Origin of the sequence: Berryella intestinalis (assembly GCF_000814825.1) — a bacterium.
In the GTDB taxonomy this organism is placed as follows: Bacteria; Actinomycetota; Coriobacteriia; order Coriobacteriales; family Eggerthellaceae; genus Berryella; species Berryella intestinalis.
Genome location: NZ_CP009302.1, coordinates 564,620 through 580,917 on the forward strand (window position 1 = coordinate 564,620; position 16,298 = coordinate 580,917).

Here is a 16,298-nt window from a genome sequence, read left to right on the forward strand (position 1 = left end):
TAAAGAAACCGGAGAGCTTCGGGACCCGAACATCTTAGCACGGACGACCGTGCGGAAAGGCTGGAGGCATGTCGCTCGGGGAAGCAAGGAAGGCGGCGGGCGTCACCCAGGCGGAGCTGTCGAGGCTCGCCGGTGTGCCGCGCAGGACCATCCAGGACTGGGAGCGCTTCGGCTGCTCCCAGGCCAGGGCGGGGGAGCTGGCGAAGGTGGCGCGGAAACTCGGCGTCGCCGTCGAAGCCCTCCTGTGACCGAGGGCCGCCGCGTTCATGGGCGTTCGGGATCAGCTCAGAAGCACCACCGAGCACTTTGACAACCATATAGACGCAGGCAGGACGGAGAAAGGACGACCGCCATGAAGGAAAGAGAATACATCGGGTTGATCCATTTGATGGCGAAGTTCATCGGAGAGAGCACCAAGCCGGTTTTCCCGATCGACACGGAATCAATCGTCTCCGCGATGCAGAAGCAGGGAGCGGACGACGCCGAGCACGACGGGGGCGATTGAAGCGGCACGGCACCAGCGATGTGGCGAGCGGTCTACTACGATGCGCCAATCAGAACCTTCGAAGCCGCATCGTTCGCGGATGCGAGGGCGACGGCCGCCGCCCTCGCCGATGCGGCGCATCCGCTGCTGCTCCTATCCGAGTTTGGAGACGACGAGGGCGATAGCGGCTCCGAGGGCCGATGCCGCAACCCACTTGAGCGAGTCGGCGATTATCTCCGTGAAAAGGTACTTCCCTCGCGCCAGCAGAATGAACTCTGGCGGGAACGGCACCCATGAGAGCCCGTCGCCGTCTTCGATTGCGATCTCCTTGGGATCGGGGTAGGCGATCAGGTGGAGCTCCTGCATCTCGTGGAGCATCGACCGCTCGTAGACCGCCTGATCGACACTGAGCGACCCGGCCCTCTTCTCGAGATACCCATCCTCGTTCGAATGCCTTCTGATCCTCAGCAGGTAGACGATTAGGTAGCCCGGAACGCGATCCATACATCCCCCTTAGAACGAACAGATGAATTCTACCAGCCGCCCTGCCCGCGTCTATATGGCACGCACCTTGACATACCGCCCGGGCAACAGGCCATGAAACGTGAGCCCTGGGCGGCCATGGGGCACCGCGCTCCCCGATAAGCGCGGAGGCCGGTGGGAATCCGGCCGGAAGGAGATTGACGCGACGAGAGGATGGGGCGATGGAAAGACCAGCGCCGCCGGCGCCGGTCTTCGTGACGCTGGGCGAGCTGAGCAGGCAGATGGGCGTTGAGCTCAACGGCCTGTACGCGCTCGCGAGGCGCGCGGAGGACCCGCTGCCGGCCTACTACATAGAGGGGAAGAGGCGCGGGGCCGTGGTCCTGGTCTCGGACCTGAGCGGATGGTTCGAAAGGAACCGCGTCCCGTACGCGGAGGCAAGGAGGAAGCCATGACAGGAGGGATAAGCGCGCGGCGGAGACGCCGATCGGCGCCGCGCGGAAGCCGTAGCAGGCTAGACGATTACACGCTGCCGCGCCTCGGCTGCACAGCCGGGAGGGCGGCGGCCGCCGTCGCGGGCGTCGCGCTGGCGATCGCGGCCGCTGAGGGAATCTGCTGGCTGATCTACGCGGCCAGGTTCGTGTGGGGGGTGATCTGACGATGAACGACGAGAGGTACAGACCGAGGCCGCAGAGCCTCCAGGCGGAGCTCCCGGGCCTCGGCGCGAGGGGCGAGGAGGTCATGGCCGAGGCGCGCGCCTGGGCCGAGGAGAACCCTGGGGCATGGGAGTACATGCTCGACAACGCCGAGCGGCTCGCATCGCGCGGGTACGTGAGCGCGAACTACCTCGTCCACATGGTGCGCAACGAGCTGCGCGTGCCGGTGCCGAACTCGTGCTCGCCCGCGTTCGCGAGGATGGCGGCCGAGCAGCGGCCGCGCCTCAGAGGGGCGTTCCGCACGCACGCCTCGATGACCGACGGGTTCGGTGGCTAGATGGCGTACGTGAGCGACAGGAAGGGCGGCGGCTACGCCGTCAGGGCCTATGCGGGCGTGAACCCGGTGACGGGCCGCCCCATGACGGTCGGCGAGGTGCTGCCGCCCGAAGCAACGGAGGAGGAGCTGGACGCGGCGATCGAGCGCGTCTCGCGCAGGGCCGAGGTGTCGAAGGGCGGCGCGAGGCTGCTCTCGGCATCGGCTCTTTTCGGCTACTACCTCGAGTCGTGCGAGCAGGGAGGGGCGTCGCCCGCGACGCTCAAGGCGTACCGCTCGTACCTGCGCCGCCATATCGCCCCGAGGATCGGGCGCGTGCCGGTCGAGGAGCTGACGCCGGCCCACTTCTCGAGGATGTACAGGGAGCTGCGCCGGCCCGCGTCAGCCGGAGGGGCGGGGCTTTCAGCTTCAACCGTGAAGAAGGTGCACGCCTTCTGCTGCGGCTGCTTCACCCGGATGCTGCGAGACGGGATGGTCGAGGGCAACCCGGCGGCGGGGATAGTGCTCCCCATGCCGGAGCAGCGCGAGGCGGCGGCGCTCTCGCCGGAGGACGTGGCGCGCCTCGACAGGTTCGTGGCCGCCGAGCTCGCAGACCACGGGGCGGGGGCCTACAGGCGCTCCCTCGCCATCGCATGGCGGCTCGGGCTGTACGCGGGGCTTCGGCGCGGCGAGATATGCGGCCTGCAGGCGCGGCACGTCACAGCCGACCCCGACGGGGTCTCGCTGCGCATCGCGCGCGTGCTGTCCTACGACGGCTCGGAGAAGGCGCCGAAGTCCCGCTCGTCGAAGCGCGTGGTTGCGCTCGACGCCTCGACGGCGGCGATGGTGACGGCGCACGCCGAAGGGCTCGCGGAGTCCGCCCCGCTCGTGCGCACGGACGCGGGCGGGCCGGTCATGCCGGACGCGCTCACGTCTGAGTTCGGTGAGGCCGCGCGCCGCATCGGGCTGGCGAAGGGGGCGCACCTGCACACCCTGCGCCACACGCACGCCACCTACCTGCTCGAGAGCGGCGAGAACATCCTGACGGTGCGCGAGCGGCTGGGGCACCAGTCGGCCAAGACAACGATGGACATCTACGGCCACGTCCTGCCCGGGCGCGGCCGCGAGGCGGCGGCGAGGTTCGCCCGCGCGATGGAGGGCATAGACGGCTTCGGGTAGCGCACCGACCGCGCACCGAGAACGCGGCGAAACGGACAGCGACCAGGAGATACAGCGCACGGATGCGTTGGAAAGGAAATGCAACGTCAACGGGGCCGGGAGGCCCCGAGAAGGAGGGAACATGAGCATCAACCGAGTGGTCCTGAGCGGCCACCTGACTAGAGACCCGGACCTCAGATCGACGGCCTCGGGTATGCAGGTGCTGGGCTTCGGCGTGGCGGTCAACGACCGCCGCAAGAACGCGCAGACCGGCGAGTGGGAGGATTACCCGAACTTCATCGACTGCACCATGTTCGGTGCTCGCGCCCAGAGCCTCTCGAACTACCTGAGCAAGGGCACGAAGGTCGCCATCGAGGGAAAGCTGCGCTGGAGCCAGTGGGAGCGCGACGGGCAGAAGCGCAGCAAGATCGAGGTCATCGTGGACGACCTGGAGTTCATGTCGTCGCGCGGCAGCGCCCCCATGGACGCCGCCCCCTCGATGCCCGATCCGGCCGGCTACGCGTCGGCTTCGCCCTACGACGAAGACATTCCGTTTTAGCGGGCTGATACCGATGGGAATGTACATCCAGGATGACTATTGGGAAGCTGCGCAGAGTCTAACGGCAGCGCAGCGAAGGGACTTCGTATCCGCGTTGGTGGAGTACCACTACACGGGGGAGGCCCCTAACCTGTCTGGCGTTACCAAGGCGATGTTCACGCTGTGCAGGGACCGTATCGACGCAGCCAAGAGGAGCGTCGAGAACGGCCGCTCGGGCGGAAGGCCGAAAACCAGCGGGTTTCGGAAGAGTGCCGAAAAAGAAAGCCCACGGGTTCCAGAAAACGCGCCTAAGGAGAAACCCAGACGAAACCCACGGGTTTCGGAAAACGCATCGGAAACCGAAACCCAGGCCATAACCCAGACCATAACCCAGACCGAACCCGCTCTATTAAAGAGTGAGAGTGAGATTAAAGAAACCACACCTAACGGTGTGGAAAAGAAAGCCGCTGCGCGGCGCTTCACCGCGCCGACCCCGGCGGAGGTGTCGGACTACGCCGCCGAGCGAGGGATCGCCATCGACGCGGAGCGGTTCTGCGACTTCTACGCATCGAAGGGATGGAGGGTCGGCAACAGCCCCATGAGGGACTGGAGGGCCGCCGCGCGCAACTGGGCGGCCAGGGACGGCGCGTCCGCCCCTCCGGGACCGCCTCCGGTCGACCCGGAGCTGGCCGCCGCGATAGCGAGGTGGTGACGCGATGGAGAGGATCGAGGTCGCCGGCACGTGCGAGCCGTGCCCGAAGTGCGGGAGGCCGACGAGGGTGGTGATCCGCTCGGGGGGCGCCGAGAGCCTGGCTCCGATCGCGTGCGCATGCGCCGAGGAGGAATGGGAGGCGTTCAGCGCCAAGTGCGAGCGGGCGTCGATCGCCAGGCTCGCCGAGGCGCGGCGGCGCGCATCGTTCGTCGGCGCCGACCTGGGGGTCCGCCTGCACCTTCGAGGCGTCGGACGGCAAGAACCCGGAGCTGACGTCGGCGCTCTACTCGGTGTGCCAGAGGGGGGTCGGCGCGATCGTGCACGGGCCGCGCGGGACGGGGAAGACCTACGCCGCCGCCGCGTGCGTGAACATGGCCGTGTCGAGGGGCCGCAGGGCCGTCATGGGGACGGCCACCGAGATCGCCAACGCCGTGTTCTCGTCGCGCGACAAGAACGCCGAGATGGGCAGGATATGCGGCTGCGACCTGCTCGTGCTCGACGACTACGGCGCCCAGAGGGCGACCGACTACATGAGGGAGCAGGTGTTCGAGATCGTCGACGCGTGCTACCGCTACCGCACGCCGATGATCGTCACGACCAACCTGACCGTCCGGCAGATGGCCCAGGCGGACCCGCGCGTGTTCGAGCGGCTGTTCGAGCGCTGCGAGCGGATAGAGGCGTCCGGGGCGAACAGGAGGCTGTCGTGAGCGCCGCGCCGCCCGTCTGGGCATAGCGCACCGACCGCGCACCAGGAAAGCGCGGAAAACGCATATGAGCTGGAAAGAGAGAAAGGATCGGAGTTGGAAAGGGAATGCAACGAAACGACCGACGAGAGGGAGCTCCTGCTGGCGGACGCCGGCGCGGCCGTGCTCGGCGGGCGCGAGGAGGCCTACGGCAGCGCCGAGGACAGCTTCTCGCGCATCGCGTCCTTCTGGGGCGCGTACCTGGCCGTCGATATCGCCCCGAGGGACGTGGCGAACATGATGGTGCTGCTCAAGGTGGCCCGCAACGCGCGGGGCGGGCACCGCGACAACTGGGTCGACATCGCGGGCTACGCGGCCTGCGGGAGCGCGGCCGAGTTCGGGGGAGGCCGCCATGGCGAGTGAGGCCGGGGCCGCCGTCGCGACCGTGCACGAGGTGACGGCGTACGAGCCGGGGTGGTCGGCGCGCCTCGGACTGTTCTCGACCGAGCGGAAGGCGATCGACTTCCTCCGCTCGGCGGGCTTCGAGTTCGAGGACATGTGCTGGGCGCGCGGAGGCGCCGTCGCCGTCGTCGAGTGCAGGAGGGTCCAATGACGTCCGCGCCGCCGCTCGCCCCCGAGTGCGAGCGGTGGCTGGAGGAGAGCTGCGGGACGTGCGCCATGTACCGCGAGTACCCGCACGAGGTGCGCACGCTCGCCCACGACGGCCTGTGCCTGCTGGCAGGCGAGGTCATGCAGTGCGAGCGGTCGGCGCGCGCCTGCGAGATGTGGGAGCCCGCGATCGGATAGGAGATCGGACGAAAGGAGAGGGTCATGGAGACCGTCAACATCAACGGAAGAGAGTACATAGCCAGGGACGACGCGCGCGTCGCGCAGGAGAGCGACCACGTGTGCGTCATCGCGACGAACGGATGGATATTCGAGGGCCATGTCGCCGACCGAACCTACAACTCGATCCTGCTGGCCGACGCGTCCGTCGTGCGCTGCTGGGACAACGGCCTGGGCATCGGCGGCATCGCGGAGGCCGAGCACAAGGACGACTACACGCTCGACGCGTGCGGGACGGTGCGCGTCCACGCGGTCGTGGCCGAGATCGCGCTGGGGTGGTGAGGATGGCAGGGAGGACCGCCTACGGCTGCGGCCACGGCTGCGGGACCGAGTACGTCACCGATCAGGGAGACGGGACCGGCAACGGCACGACTTTCGGCTACGCGAGGTGCGGCGCAGGTATCGGATACACCCTCGGATACGGATCGCCCGGAGTCAGAGGCGGCAACGGCGAATACTACGGCGACGCAGACGGAGGCGGATGCGGAGACGGCTATCCATGCGGAGACCGGGAAGGCAACGGCTATGGCGACGGCTACGGCATATCGGAGACGGCGGCGATATGGTGACGATTATGTGGAGACCGACCTACGGCGACGCCTACGGCTACGGCGACGGCAACGGCTACGGATACGGATACGGCGACAGAAACGCTGGCGGCTGCGGCTGCGGCTACATCGGCGACCGCAGCAGCGGGAACGGCTACGGCTGCGGATTCGGCAGCGGGGAAGGCTTCGGCTGCTGCTGCGGCAGAGGGAGCGGATACGGATACAGCCTGCCAGCCACGGCGGCGATGGGAATCTGTCTATGAGGTACGTGAGCGTTTTCAGCGGCATCGAGGCCGCGAGCTGCGCCTGGGACGGCATGGGATGGGACATGGCGGTGCCCGTGATGAGGTGGATAGGCGAGCGGATAGCCGCCGTGGACGGAGAGGAGACAGCATGAGCGGATGGATTGATAAGGCCGAGGCGCTAGAGGACATCTACAACGATCTCGACCTCGACTGCCTGCAGGAGCTCGTCAACGAGACGGTCGGAGAGGACCAGGCCGAGGAGGTAGTAGGGGCGATATCCAATCTTGATTTCGAAATGAGGGACACGATCAGACGGCTGTTCGCTATGGCTTGCGCGGAGGACGCCCGCGCAGCCGACGGAGCGGAGGGGCGATGAGCGATGCGATGACATGGCGCGAATGGGTCGATTCGCTCGACCACGAAGGCGAGCCCGCGACGCTCGGCGAAGCCGTCAGGCGGTTCGCCTACGACATTATCGAGCACGGCGGAGACATGGGGCCGAGCGGCAACGTCTACGACGGGATCGACGAGGGGATGGTCATGACGTATGGCTTCTTCAAGTCGTTCGAGGACGAGATCGTCCGCCTCGCCGCCGAAGAGATGGAGCGCAAGGCGGGCGGCTACCTAGAGCGCATGGCCGCGAGGTACGCGCGCAAGCCGACCGTCGCCCGGTTCGAGGCTCTGGCCGATGCGGTCAGGCGGGCGGAAGGGGTTGCCAAATGAGCGGGGTCTACGACATCGACGCCATGGCCGACCGCCTCGGCCTCTCCGCCGCGAAGGTCGCATCTGGCATCGCGCCCGAGGCGCTGCAGGAGGCGGCCGCCTACGGCGACGTGGTGGGTCTGCTGGTCGACGAGCACGTCGCGAAGCTGGCGATGCTCACCGGCCGCAGGTACGCCCCCGTCAATGAGTGCCGCGTGGACGTCGGGGACACGCACATCAGGTGCCGCGCCTGCGGGGCGTTCATGGCCCGCGACGGCCTGACCGACCTGTGCGGGCCGATAACCCCGAGGTACTGCGCGAACTGCGGGAACGTTATCGAATGGGGCGATGCCAGATGAGCAGGATAGACGCTGATCGAAAGGATGCGAAATGAACTTTGATTTCGACGTGAACGAGGCGCTGGCGCAGCTGGCGGCCTCGCTCGGGGTGGCGACGGATCAGCTGGTCTCGATCATCCCCAGGTTCGCCCTCGCCCAGGCGATCGACAGCGGCGTGTGGGCGGCCGCCTTCCTCGGCCTCGGCTTAGCGCTTGCGGTTCCATGCGTGCGCATGATTAAGAAAGTGTTGGACGGCTCCGACGGAATCCGCTTCGGCGACGATGAAGACAAGCTCGTGGTCTTCGGCACAGGGACGGTTGTCGGTGCTGTTCTGATCCTGTTGTTCGGCCTGCCGAAACTGACGGATTGCCTCATGTGGGCGCTCGCCCCCGAAGGCAAGTTCGCGATGTACGCGTTCGAGGCGATCAGGAAGGTGGCAGGCTGATGGGAGCCAGGCGACTGCGCGGCCCGGTTCGCGGCGGCCGCATGATCGAACGGGGCGGTGGGATATGGGCAGGATAGACCCGGAGGCCGCCATCGTGGCGGCGGTGTCGGCCGTCCTTGCGGCGGCGAGCATCGTGGCCATAGCCGCGGTCGAGTTCGCGCACCGCCCCGAGCCGGGCACGCCCGTGGTCGTGGAGCGCGAGGACGGGGACGGGCGCACGGCGCTCGTCCTGGACTACGAGGGAGAGCATTACGTGATAGACATAAGGGAGGATCGATAGATGGGAAACAATGCAAATCTCGGCTCCATCGGCGATGCGGCCAATAGCATGCTCGCGGCGCTCCGCGCCATGCTGGACCTCGAAGAGGGCGCCGAAGCGGACGCGACCGACGGGAGCTCATCCGCCGAGCACGACCCCGTGACCGCGCCGGCTCACTACGCGGGCGACGGCGAGGTCGAGTGCAAGCGGGCGATGGAGTCTATGCTCGCCGGCTACGCCGGGGTCGCGCCCACAGCCGTCTACTGGGCCGGGGCCGCGCTCAAGTACCTGTGGCGCTGGCCGCTCAAGAGCGGAGCCCAGGACGTTGACAAGGCCATAGAATGCCTGCGCATCCTGCGCGCAGAGATCGGAGGCGGGAGATGATGGTATCGAGCATGATGGATGACTTCTTTCTGGAGCTGGTGTCGTAGATGGCGGGCAGATGGGCGGCTGAGTACTTCGAGGGTGTTCGGCGCGCCGTGCGCGACCTTGCAGACGCCCGCGCCCTGCTTGAGTCGGGCGGAGAGCAGTGGAGGCCCGACGGCGGGCGGGGCAGCGGGCCGTCCGACCCCACGGCGGCGGCGGCGATCAGGCTCGCAGAGCTCAAGGCGAAGCGCGAGGAATGGGCCGAGGCCGCGAGCCAGTGCGAGGCGGCGATAGGCGAGGGCCTTGCGGTGATAGAGGGCGTGAGGGCGTTCTTCTCGATGCTGTACGGCGACAATGGGTCGGAGTACGCCGACGTGCTTGACATGCTGTACGTCGATCGGCTCACGGTCAAGCAGGCGGCGCGGATCATGCGATGTTCTGAGTTCACCGTCAAGTCGAGGAGGGCGAGGGCGATCAGGTGGCTGGATGCCGTCGGCAAGGCCCGCGCCCTCGACCTCGCAGAGCGGTCGGTGCTGTGTGCGGATCGTGGAGACGGCGGCGGCGGATGCGGCGACGCTTGATTTCAACCGCATAAATGCTAATATGTGTACAGTGGTTTTCTGTGTACGGACGCGGATAACCCGAACATACAGACAGCGAAGGCCCCTCTGCCAGACGGACGGAGGGGCCTTCTGCGTTCCAGCGCCGTTCATCCGCACATGTAACTTTCAGCATGCGAAAACTTGCATCCGACGCCGGTTTCCGTGCGAAACCGCGGCTTTCCCGCGCCCGCGTGTAAGTTTTTTTGCGCATGGTAATGGAGGTGGTCGCCGTGAGCCTCGACGAGATAAGGGCCGTCGTGCTGCTGGGAGACCCGCGCATGCCCGTGTGCGCGGCCTTCAGGCGCGCCCTGGGCATACAGGGTGGTGGAGGGCAACGCGGCGAGTGCCGGGCGAAGAGGCCCAGCCGCGCGTACCGGGGGCTGCGCGAGTGCTTCCGCAACCATGGCAGCCCGATGGACTCGGTCTAGGCTTCTCGCTCCATGTCCTCGCGGATGAGCCGCTTCAGATAGCCCTGCTTGTTCTCCTGGGTGCCGAGGTGCTCGAGTATGTCGGCGTCGCCTGGGTAGAGCCTCAGCGTGATGGTCTTGGTCTTCTCGCGGGCGTACTTCGCGGCGGCGCGCTTCTGCGCTTCCGATACGGCCATTACTTGTCCTTCCGATTGCGGGTGACGATGTGCGCCACGATCCTCGCAGCGACGGCGCCAGCGATGATCGCGATCGCCATGAGCAGATAGTCGACGGCTCCCATGATGCTCTCCTTTCGTGCTAGGATGGAGGAGCAAGGGGCTTGCGCCCCTCGCTCCGCTTCAGTCCCGCTTGGCGTGCTTCCCACGGTTTGCCTTGCGGGACTTCCTTCTTTCGCATATCCGCTCCGCTAGGATGACCGCTAGGTTCGCGGCGAGCGAAACAAGGAAGCTCATCAGGATCTCCATTCCTCTCCTTTCTCTCTTCCTGATGAGGTTATTATACAGCAGCACATAGATAATGTATATAGCAGCACAGATATTTTTTTGAATCGCATCGAAAAAACCAGCCTGTGATGGCGGGTTCGTTTCGGGGGGTTCACAAGACCGTCTCGAAAGAGGCGGTCTTTTTCATGCCGTCGGAAAGCGGGATTCGATCGTCAGGAGGTGCCGATGACCAACGCCAAGCCATCGGGTATGAGCTTCCCCGAATGGGTGCGCCACCTCTTCGAGACGGAGGGGCGGGCCACGAGGTTCTACCTCTCCGCCGCGTGGCGCAAGAAGCGGACCGAGGTGCTCGCCCGCAACCACTACGAATGCCGGGATTGCAGGGCGAAATCCCCTGCGGCCTACACTCGCGCGGACACCGTCCATCACGACCGCTTCCTCGACAAGCGGCCCGACCTCTGCCTCGCCGACGAATGGACGGACGGCAGGGGCGTGACGCACGAGCAGCTGATTCCGCTCTGCCACGCGTGCCACGAGGCGAGGCACGGCAGGGTGCCCGGAGCCGTCCGGCAGCGCGAGGCGTTTACCAACGCCGAGCTCTGGTGATTTTCGTACTACGTATATAGATTTTCGTATCACCCCAGCTCATACCCCCACCCCCCAAACCCCACCTGGGGAAACGTCAGGGGAACCGACGCAGGGGCCCTGACTCAGACGCCTTTTGGCCTTTTTCGAAAGGAGGCAAACGCCGTGCCGCGAAGGAAAGAGCCCGCATCGATCGTCGAGAAGAAGGCCCGCTCGCATCTCGGGAAGGCCGAGATAGAGCGTCGCAAGCAGGCGGAGTCGCCGCCTCCTCTGAGGCAGATCGTCATACCCGACGACGTGGACACCGAGGAGCAGCGCCAGTGGTACCTGCTCCACGCCGATTGGATGGACAGGCTGGGCATATGGGGAACCATATACGCCCGACCGCTCGCCGACCTGGTGCACGTCATGGAGACGGAGAAGGAGGCCTCCGTAAGGACGAAGAAGGCCGTGAAGCGCGGAGACCTCGCCAACGCCGAGAGGTGGAGCCGCATCCAGGAGCGTGCCTTCAAGCAGGAGCGGGCGCTGCGCTCCGAACTGTGCCTCACGCCCGGGACGCTCGCCAAGATCCCGCCGAGAGCGAGGGAAGAGGCCGGTATCGATGTCGGCGACGTTTAGGCCGCGCGTCCGCAAGCGGATAGGCGTCCCCGAGATAACCGGTTGGCTCCGGGCGGTGGAGTCCGGGAGCTACGTCGCGTGCGAGGAGCAGAAGCTGCTCGCCGCGTTCGTCAGGCGCGTGTTCGCGTCCGAGAGGCTGTTCGTGAACAGGGAGCAGCTGGCGACCTACATGGGCTACCAGCGGTTCTTCCCCTTCGAGCTCGACGACTGGGAGAGGTTCCTGGTCGCCGTCTGGCTCTGCACCTACCGCGAGGACGGCAGGCCGAGGTTCAGGGAGCTGTTCTGCTACCTGGGGCGCGGCTCGGGCAAGAACGGGTTCATCACGTTCTGCTCCTTCTGCCTGACGAGCAAGGGCAACGGCATCGAGCGGTACAACGTGGACATATGCGCCACGACCGAGGCCCAGGCGATGACCTCGTTCAAGGAACTGAAGGAGGACGTGCTGGAAAAGCCGGGCAACCGCCTCTCCAAGGCCTACGCCTGGACGAACACGGTCATCCAGAACAAGGCCACGAAGTCGGAGGTCGCCTACTACACGAAGAACCCCGACAGCAAGGACGGCCTGCGTTCCGGATGCGTTGTGTTCGACGAGGTCCACGCCTACCCGGACCAGCGCAACATCGGCGTTTTCAAGACGGGCCTCGGCAAGAAGCCGCACCCCCGCATCCTCTACTGCACCACCGACGGGAACATCCGCGACGGCGTTATAGACGATCTCAAGAAGAGGGCGAGGGCGATCCTCAAAGGCGAGCAGCCCGACAACGGGATGCTGCCGTTCATGTGCTGCATCGACGCCGCCGACGACATAGCCGACGAGCGCAATTGGCACAAGGCGAACCCGCACCTCCGGTTCAACGCCGACCTCATGGACGAGATACGCGGCGAGTACGACGACTACAGGCTCAACCCGATCGCCAACCCGGACTTCATGACGAAGCGCATGAACTTCCCCGTGGGCCGCGTCGAGCTGGAAGTGGCGAGCTGGGAGGACATACTGGCAACCAACCGCGAGCTTCCCGAGATGTCGGGGATGCCCTGCGTGGTGGGCATCGACTTCGCCCGAACGACCGACTTCGTGTCGGCGGTGCTGCTGTTCCGAAAGGACGGGACGTACTACGCGCGGCACCACTCGTGGTTCTGCTCACGTTCGAAGCACAGGGGCGCGATCAAGGCCCCGCTCGACGACTGGGCCGAGCGCGGGCTGGTGACGATCGTGGACGACGTGGAGATCAACCCGGACTTCGTGACGCGCTGGGTGTTCCAGCAGTCGCTCGAGTTCAACGTTCAGTGCGTCGCGATCGACGACTACCGCTACACGATGTTCCAGAGGCAACTCGAGAACGTCGGGTTCTCCGCGAAGGAGAAGACCGTCTACCTCGTGAGGCCGTCGGACGTCATGAGGATACAGCCGGTGATCAACTCGGCGTTCGTCACGCGCTCGATCGCGTGGGGCGACGACCCGGCGATGCGCTGGTTCACCAACAACGCGAAGCTCGAGCCTGCGCCCAACAACAATTTCAAGTACGGAAAGATCGAGCCGAAGGGCCGCAAGACCGACGGCTTCATGGCCTTCGTCGCCGCGATGGCGATAAACGACCGCATACCGGACTACGCGCCCATCGAATGGGCCGACGTCCTGACCTACTAAGGAGAGCGCATTGGGAATCGTAAGGACCCTCTACGACTGGCTGGGCAACCGCCTGGACGACGGCGAGACGGGCGACATCATAGCGATCCAGGCGACCGCCGCCGCCACCCACATGGTGGCCTTCAAGGTGGCCGTCGGCTACGTCTCGGCCGCAATATCCAAGGCCGACTTCCGCGTCTACAGGGACGGCAGGCTCTCCGAGGGCGACGAGTGGTCGTACCTGTGGACGGTCGCCCCCAACGACAACGAGACGGCGAACAAGCTCGTGTCCGATCTGGTGTGGGACATGTACTCGAAGGGCCGTGGCCTCGTCGTGCCGCGCGGCGGGAGGCTGTACCGGGCCGAGCCCGACCCCCCGACCAGACAGAACCCCCTCGGGGCCGACGAGTACGCGAGCTTGCGGGTGGGAAGCGCGAGCATACCGGGACCGGTCAGCGCGTCCGACCTGTTCGTCTTCGACCTGGGCGACCCGGACGTTCGCGGCCTGGTGGAGTCTATGGGCTCCCAGTACGCCCGGCTCGTGTCCGCCGCGTCCGATTCGTTCGTGTCCGACGCGTCGCGTCGGTACAAGATGAAGATCGAGACGGCCCAGGGCGGCACCGAGGAGGAGCGGCGCAAGTACGAGGAGTGGGCCGAGAAGAACCTCCGGGCCTTCTTCGAGGGCAAGAACGCCGTACTCCCGGAGTTCAAGGGCCGCGAGCTCGTGGAGTTCGACAAGGCGACCGCGACCCGGCGGACGAGCGACGACTTCGTCAGGCTCCGAAAGGACTGCTTCGAGGCCGTGGCCAACGCCATGAAGATGCCCACCTCGATGCTCTATGGAAACGTGAACAACTTCGGCCAGGTGCACCAGTCCTTCCTCACCTTCGCGGTCGCCCCTGTCGCCTCCATGATGGAGCACGAGCTGACCGCCAAGGTGTTCGGCTTCGACGGATGGAGGCGGGGAGACCGTTTCTCGATCGACTTATCCCATGTCAAGCACGTAGACCTCCTGGACGCGGCGCAGGACGCCGAGAAGCTCGTAAGCAGCTCGCTCATGTCCCCCGACCAGGTTATGACCTTCCTCGGCCTCGACCCGCTCAACGAGGAGTGGAGCCGACGGCATTACATGACCAGGAACTACTCGCTCGCGGGCGAGGCGAACTCCGAAGGGGGTGAAAACTAATGGCTAAGAGATTCTTCCAGATGGTGGAGGCCCCGACCTCGGCGGAGATCGTCATATACGGCGACATCTGCTCGTACCCGTGGGACGAGTCCGACGTTTCCAGTTGGGGCCTGTCCCAGCGGCTCGCCGCGCTCCCCGACACGGTGGAGGAGGTCACGGTGCGGATCAACTCCTACGGCGGCGAGGTCGCCGAGGGCGTGGCGATATACAACGCGCTGCGCGCCTGCAAGGCGAGGGTGACCACCGTGTGCGACGGCTTCGCCTGCTCGATCGCTTCGGTGATCTTCATGGCGGGCGAGGAGCGCGTCATGAGCGACGCCTCGCTGCTGATGATCCACAACGCTTCCTCCTGGGCGGGGGGCGACGCCCCGAAGCTCCGCAAGCTCGCCGACGACCTCGACACCATCACCGGCCTGTCGCGCGGGATCTACCTCGCGGCGACCGACCTCGACGAGGCGGAGCTCACCCGGATGATGGACGACGAGACGTGGCTCACGCCCGAGTTCTGCGTCGAGCACGGCTTCGCGACCGCCGTCGAATCCAGCGAGGCGAGCGGGCCCGCGCAGTCGGCGCGCTTCAACGCCAAGCAGCTCGTTGAGCTCCTGACCGAGCAGGTTCACGCCAAAAAGCCGAAGGCCGAGCGAGAGGGCCGCACGGTCGAGGCGAAGCTCGACGCGATCATGGCGCACCTCGGCATCGGTGCAGACGACCCCGCCGAGAGCGACCATGGAATAGGCGACCAGCGCATCCAGGCGCAGGAAGCGACCCATAGGCTTGCCGAGTTCTTCGGCCGCATCTAACGACAACCGAGAAAGGAACCACATGACCATCCAGCTCAACAAGGCCCGCGAGGCGGGTTCCAGGCTCTACCAGGCCTTCCAGACCGAGGGAGCGGATTCCGAAGCCGCATTCGCCCAGTTCGCCGAGGCGATCGCCGACGACGTCGCCGAGCAGTACCGGTGCGCGGTCGCGACCCAGGACTCCGCCGTCCTCCAGGCGCGCGGGTTCCGCACTCTCACTAGCGAGGAGACGACCTACTATCAGCGCATCACCGACGCTCTCTCCGCCGTCGATCCCAAGCAGGCGTTCGCGACCATGGGCGACAACCTCATGCCCATCACGATCATCGAGGACGTGATGCGCAACATCTCCAAGGCGCATCCCCTTCTCGCCCGCGTGAAGGCCGTCCCCGCCGCCGCGCTCACCCGCTGGGTGCGCAACCGCGACAAGGGTCTGGCCGCCGTGTGGGGCGAGCTCAACAGCGAGATAACCAAGGAGATCACGTCGGCCTTCGATGTCGTGGACATCAAGCAGGGCAAGCTCTCCTGCTTCGCGCTGGTCTCCCAGGACATGCTCAAGCTCGGCCCCGTGTGGCTCGACGGGTACGTGACCACGGTCCTCTCCGAGGCCATCGCCATCGGCCTCGAGACCGGCCTCGTCTCCGGCAACGGCATCAAGGGCCAGCCCGTCGGCATCGACCGCGACATCCACCAGGGCGTCTCGATCAACTCCGGCACCGGCTACCCCCAGAAGGCCGCCGTCAAGCTCGCCGACTTCGGCCCCGCCGCCTACGGTGCCGTCGTAGCCACGCTCATGACGGACGAGGCGGGCAAGGCGAAGTCCGTGAACGTCGTCAACGGCGAGTCGCTCACGCTCATCGTCAACAACAAGACCTACCTCACAAAGGTCATGCCCGGCGTCCGCGTCATGGGCGCAGACGGGATCTACCGCGACTCCTTCCCGGTGCCCACCGAGGTGATCCCCTCCGTTGCGGTCGCCGACGACCGCGGCGTCCTGGCGTTGATGGACGAGTACGAGATGTTCGTCGGGGCCGACCGCGGCATCGAGTTCAGCGACGACGCCAAGTTCCTCGAGGACCAGCGGGCCTTCAAGGCCGTGCTCTACGCCGCCGGCATGGCGTACGACAACACGAGCGCCGTCCTGCTCGACCTGTCCGCAGTCGCCGAGGCCGCCGCGCCCGTGAAGGTCAAGGGCACCGTGTCCACCAAGGCCGAGGCCTAGCGAGCGGGAGGGGG

At 66.2% G+C, this 16,298-nt stretch carries 32 protein-coding genes; 30 read left to right on the plus strand and 2 right to left on the minus strand.

The features are described 5' to 3' along the window. The first annotated feature begins 68 nt into the window (after nt 1–68). Both JI75_RS02330 and JI75_RS09135 read left to right on the plus strand, forming a co-directional pair. A complete protein-coding gene (locus JI75_RS02330; RefSeq protein WP_039688439.1) occupies nt 69–248 on the plus strand; it encodes a helix-turn-helix transcriptional regulator in 180 nt (59 codons plus the stop codon). 104 nt (nt 249–352) lie between these two features. Further along, nucleotides 353–505 carry a hypothetical protein gene (locus tag JI75_RS09135; RefSeq protein ID WP_158407610.1) on the plus strand — a complete coding sequence of 51 codons (153 nt, stop codon included), beginning with the start codon at nt 353–355 and terminating at the stop codon, nt 503–505. 132 nt (nt 506–637) lie between these two features. Here the strand turns inward: JI75_RS09135 and JI75_RS02335 are convergent, their stop codons facing one another. Beyond that, nucleotides 638–988, minus strand: a complete 351-nt coding sequence (locus JI75_RS02335) for a hypothetical protein (RefSeq protein WP_039688441.1) — start codon at nt 986–988, stop codon at nt 638–640. Nucleotides 989–1,188: 200 nt separating this feature from the next. Between JI75_RS02335 and JI75_RS02340 the strand changes: the two genes are divergently transcribed. The 22 genes from JI75_RS02340 (at nt 1,189) to JI75_RS02440 (ending at nt 9,803) form a co-directional block, all read left to right on the plus strand. Then, on the plus strand, nt 1,189–1,419 hold the full coding sequence (locus JI75_RS02340; RefSeq protein WP_039688443.1) for a hypothetical protein: 231 nt from the start codon (nt 1,189–1,191) through the stop codon (nt 1,417–1,419). After that, nucleotides 1,416–1,622, plus strand: coding sequence for a hypothetical protein (locus tag JI75_RS02345; RefSeq protein WP_039688445.1), 207 nt, complete (start codon nt 1,416–1,418; stop codon nt 1,620–1,622). The genes JI75_RS02340 and JI75_RS02345 overlap by 4 nt, the downstream gene beginning before the upstream one ends. Before the next feature lie 2 nt (nt 1,623–1,624). Next, nucleotides 1,625–1,957 (plus strand): hypothetical protein, encoded by a 333-nt coding sequence (locus tag JI75_RS02350; protein WP_039688447.1) that lies wholly within the window; start codon nt 1,625–1,627, stop codon nt 1,955–1,957. Continuing rightward, complete coding sequence (locus tag JI75_RS02355; protein WP_039688449.1) at nt 1,958–3,112, plus strand: tyrosine-type recombinase/integrase; 1,155 nt, start codon at nt 1,958–1,960, stop codon at nt 3,110–3,112. A 121-nt stretch (nt 3,113–3,233) separates the two neighbouring features. Then, nucleotides 3,234–3,650, plus strand: a complete 417-nt coding sequence (locus JI75_RS02360; RefSeq protein ID WP_039688450.1) for a single-stranded DNA-binding protein — start codon at nt 3,234–3,236, stop codon at nt 3,648–3,650. Nucleotides 3,651–3,669: 19 nt separating this feature from the next. Further along, a complete protein-coding gene (locus JI75_RS08695; RefSeq protein ID WP_240993205.1) occupies nt 3,670–4,341 on the plus strand; it encodes a DUF6291 domain-containing protein in 672 nt (223 codons plus the stop codon). A 290-nt stretch (nt 4,342–4,631) separates the two neighbouring features. Further along, nucleotides 4,632–5,048, plus strand: a complete 417-nt coding sequence (locus tag JI75_RS02370; RefSeq protein ID WP_039688453.1) for an ATP-binding protein — start codon at nt 4,632–4,634, stop codon at nt 5,046–5,048. Nucleotides 5,049–5,141: 93 nt separating this feature from the next. Next, nucleotides 5,142–5,447, plus strand: coding sequence for a DUF6378 domain-containing protein (locus JI75_RS02375; protein ID WP_205911732.1), 306 nt, complete (start codon nt 5,142–5,144; stop codon nt 5,445–5,447). Further along, the gene (locus tag JI75_RS02380) at nt 5,437–5,637 is read left to right on the plus strand and encodes a hypothetical protein (protein WP_039688455.1); all 201 of its coding nucleotides are present in this window, start codon (nt 5,437–5,439) and stop codon (nt 5,635–5,637) included. Before JI75_RS02375 ends, JI75_RS02380 begins: the two co-directional genes overlap by 11 nt. Further along, nucleotides 5,634–5,831 carry a hypothetical protein gene (locus tag JI75_RS02385; RefSeq protein ID WP_039688458.1) on the plus strand — a complete coding sequence of 66 codons (198 nt, stop codon included), beginning with the start codon at nt 5,634–5,636 and terminating at the stop codon, nt 5,829–5,831. Before JI75_RS02380 ends, JI75_RS02385 begins: the two co-directional genes overlap by 4 nt. A 24-nt stretch (nt 5,832–5,855) precedes the next feature. Continuing rightward, the gene (locus JI75_RS02390; protein ID WP_039688459.1) at nt 5,856–6,152 is read left to right on the plus strand and encodes a hypothetical protein; all 297 of its coding nucleotides are present in this window, start codon (nt 5,856–5,858) and stop codon (nt 6,150–6,152) included. A gap of 2 nt (nt 6,153–6,154) precedes the next feature. Beyond that, a complete protein-coding gene (locus JI75_RS02395) occupies nt 6,155–6,439 on the plus strand; it encodes a hypothetical protein (RefSeq protein WP_039688461.1) in 285 nt (94 codons plus the stop codon). Nucleotides 6,440–6,444: 5 nt separating this feature from the next. After that, entirely contained in the window at nt 6,445–6,681 is a 237-nt protein-coding gene (locus JI75_RS02400) for a hypothetical protein (protein ID WP_082019861.1), read from the plus strand. Further along, the gene (locus tag JI75_RS09140) at nt 6,678–6,815 is read left to right on the plus strand and encodes a hypothetical protein (protein WP_158407612.1); all 138 of its coding nucleotides are present in this window, start codon (nt 6,678–6,680) and stop codon (nt 6,813–6,815) included. Before JI75_RS02400 ends, JI75_RS09140 begins: the two co-directional genes overlap by 4 nt. Next, nucleotides 6,812–7,039, plus strand: coding sequence for a hypothetical protein (locus JI75_RS02405; protein ID WP_039688463.1), 228 nt, complete (start codon nt 6,812–6,814; stop codon nt 7,037–7,039). Before JI75_RS09140 ends, JI75_RS02405 begins: the two co-directional genes overlap by 4 nt. Then, a complete protein-coding gene (locus JI75_RS02410; protein WP_039688465.1) occupies nt 7,036–7,386 on the plus strand; it encodes a hypothetical protein in 351 nt (116 codons plus the stop codon). The genes JI75_RS02405 and JI75_RS02410 overlap by 4 nt, the downstream gene beginning before the upstream one ends. Continuing rightward, a complete protein-coding gene (locus tag JI75_RS02415; RefSeq protein ID WP_039688468.1) occupies nt 7,383–7,724 on the plus strand; it encodes a hypothetical protein in 342 nt (113 codons plus the stop codon). Before JI75_RS02410 ends, JI75_RS02415 begins: the two co-directional genes overlap by 4 nt. A gap of 31 nt (nt 7,725–7,755) precedes the next feature. After that, the gene (locus tag JI75_RS02420) at nt 7,756–8,148 is read left to right on the plus strand and encodes a hypothetical protein (RefSeq protein WP_039688470.1); all 393 of its coding nucleotides are present in this window, start codon (nt 7,756–7,758) and stop codon (nt 8,146–8,148) included. 64 nt (nt 8,149–8,212) lie between these two features. Then, nucleotides 8,213–8,428 carry a hypothetical protein gene (locus JI75_RS02425; protein WP_039688472.1) on the plus strand — a complete coding sequence of 72 codons (216 nt, stop codon included), beginning with the start codon at nt 8,213–8,215 and terminating at the stop codon, nt 8,426–8,428. Then, a complete protein-coding gene (locus tag JI75_RS08700; protein ID WP_052241526.1) occupies nt 8,429–8,791 on the plus strand; it encodes a DUF3310 domain-containing protein in 363 nt (120 codons plus the stop codon). Between the two features lie 47 nt (nt 8,792–8,838). Then, nucleotides 8,839–9,354, plus strand: a complete 516-nt coding sequence (locus tag JI75_RS02435) for a sigma factor-like helix-turn-helix DNA-binding protein (RefSeq protein ID WP_039688474.1) — start codon at nt 8,839–8,841, stop codon at nt 9,352–9,354. 236 nt (nt 9,355–9,590) lie between these two features. Further along, nucleotides 9,591–9,803 (plus strand): hypothetical protein, encoded by a 213-nt coding sequence (locus tag JI75_RS02440; protein WP_158407613.1) that lies wholly within the window; start codon nt 9,591–9,593, stop codon nt 9,801–9,803. Here JI75_RS02440 and JI75_RS02445 read toward each other — a convergent pair. Then, nucleotides 9,800–9,979 (minus strand): hypothetical protein, encoded by a 180-nt coding sequence (locus tag JI75_RS02445; protein WP_039688478.1) that lies wholly within the window; start codon nt 9,977–9,979, stop codon nt 9,800–9,802. The two genes, JI75_RS02440 and JI75_RS02445, sit on opposite strands and share 4 nt — an antisense overlap. 486 nt (nt 9,980–10,465) lie before the next feature. On the opposite strand from JI75_RS02445, the gene JI75_RS08705 reads away from it, so the two are divergent. The 6 genes from JI75_RS08705 (at nt 10,466) to JI75_RS02475 (ending at nt 16,284) form a co-directional block, all read left to right on the plus strand. Further along, nucleotides 10,466–10,852 (plus strand): HNH endonuclease, encoded by a 387-nt coding sequence (locus tag JI75_RS08705; RefSeq protein ID WP_144299259.1) that lies wholly within the window; start codon nt 10,466–10,468, stop codon nt 10,850–10,852. A gap of 144 nt (nt 10,853–10,996) precedes the next feature. Next, complete coding sequence (locus JI75_RS02455; protein WP_039688480.1) at nt 10,997–11,449, plus strand: hypothetical protein; 453 nt, start codon at nt 10,997–10,999, stop codon at nt 11,447–11,449. Then, nucleotides 11,433–13,097, plus strand: coding sequence for a terminase TerL endonuclease subunit (locus tag JI75_RS02460; RefSeq protein WP_052241528.1), 1,665 nt, complete (start codon nt 11,433–11,435; stop codon nt 13,095–13,097). The genes JI75_RS02455 and JI75_RS02460 overlap by 17 nt, the downstream gene beginning before the upstream one ends. Before the next feature lie 10 nt (nt 13,098–13,107). Beyond that, complete coding sequence (locus tag JI75_RS02465) at nt 13,108–14,262, plus strand: phage portal protein (protein WP_039688482.1); 1,155 nt, start codon at nt 13,108–13,110, stop codon at nt 14,260–14,262. Then, nucleotides 14,262–15,062, plus strand: a complete 801-nt coding sequence (locus tag JI75_RS08710; protein WP_052241529.1) for a head maturation protease, ClpP-related — start codon at nt 14,262–14,264, stop codon at nt 15,060–15,062. The genes JI75_RS02465 and JI75_RS08710 overlap by 1 nt, the downstream gene beginning before the upstream one ends. Nucleotides 15,063–15,084: 22 nt before the next feature. After that, nucleotides 15,085–16,284, plus strand: coding sequence for a phage major capsid protein (locus JI75_RS02475; protein WP_039688484.1), 1,200 nt, complete (start codon nt 15,085–15,087; stop codon nt 16,282–16,284). Nucleotides 16,285–16,298 lie beyond the last annotated feature (14 nt).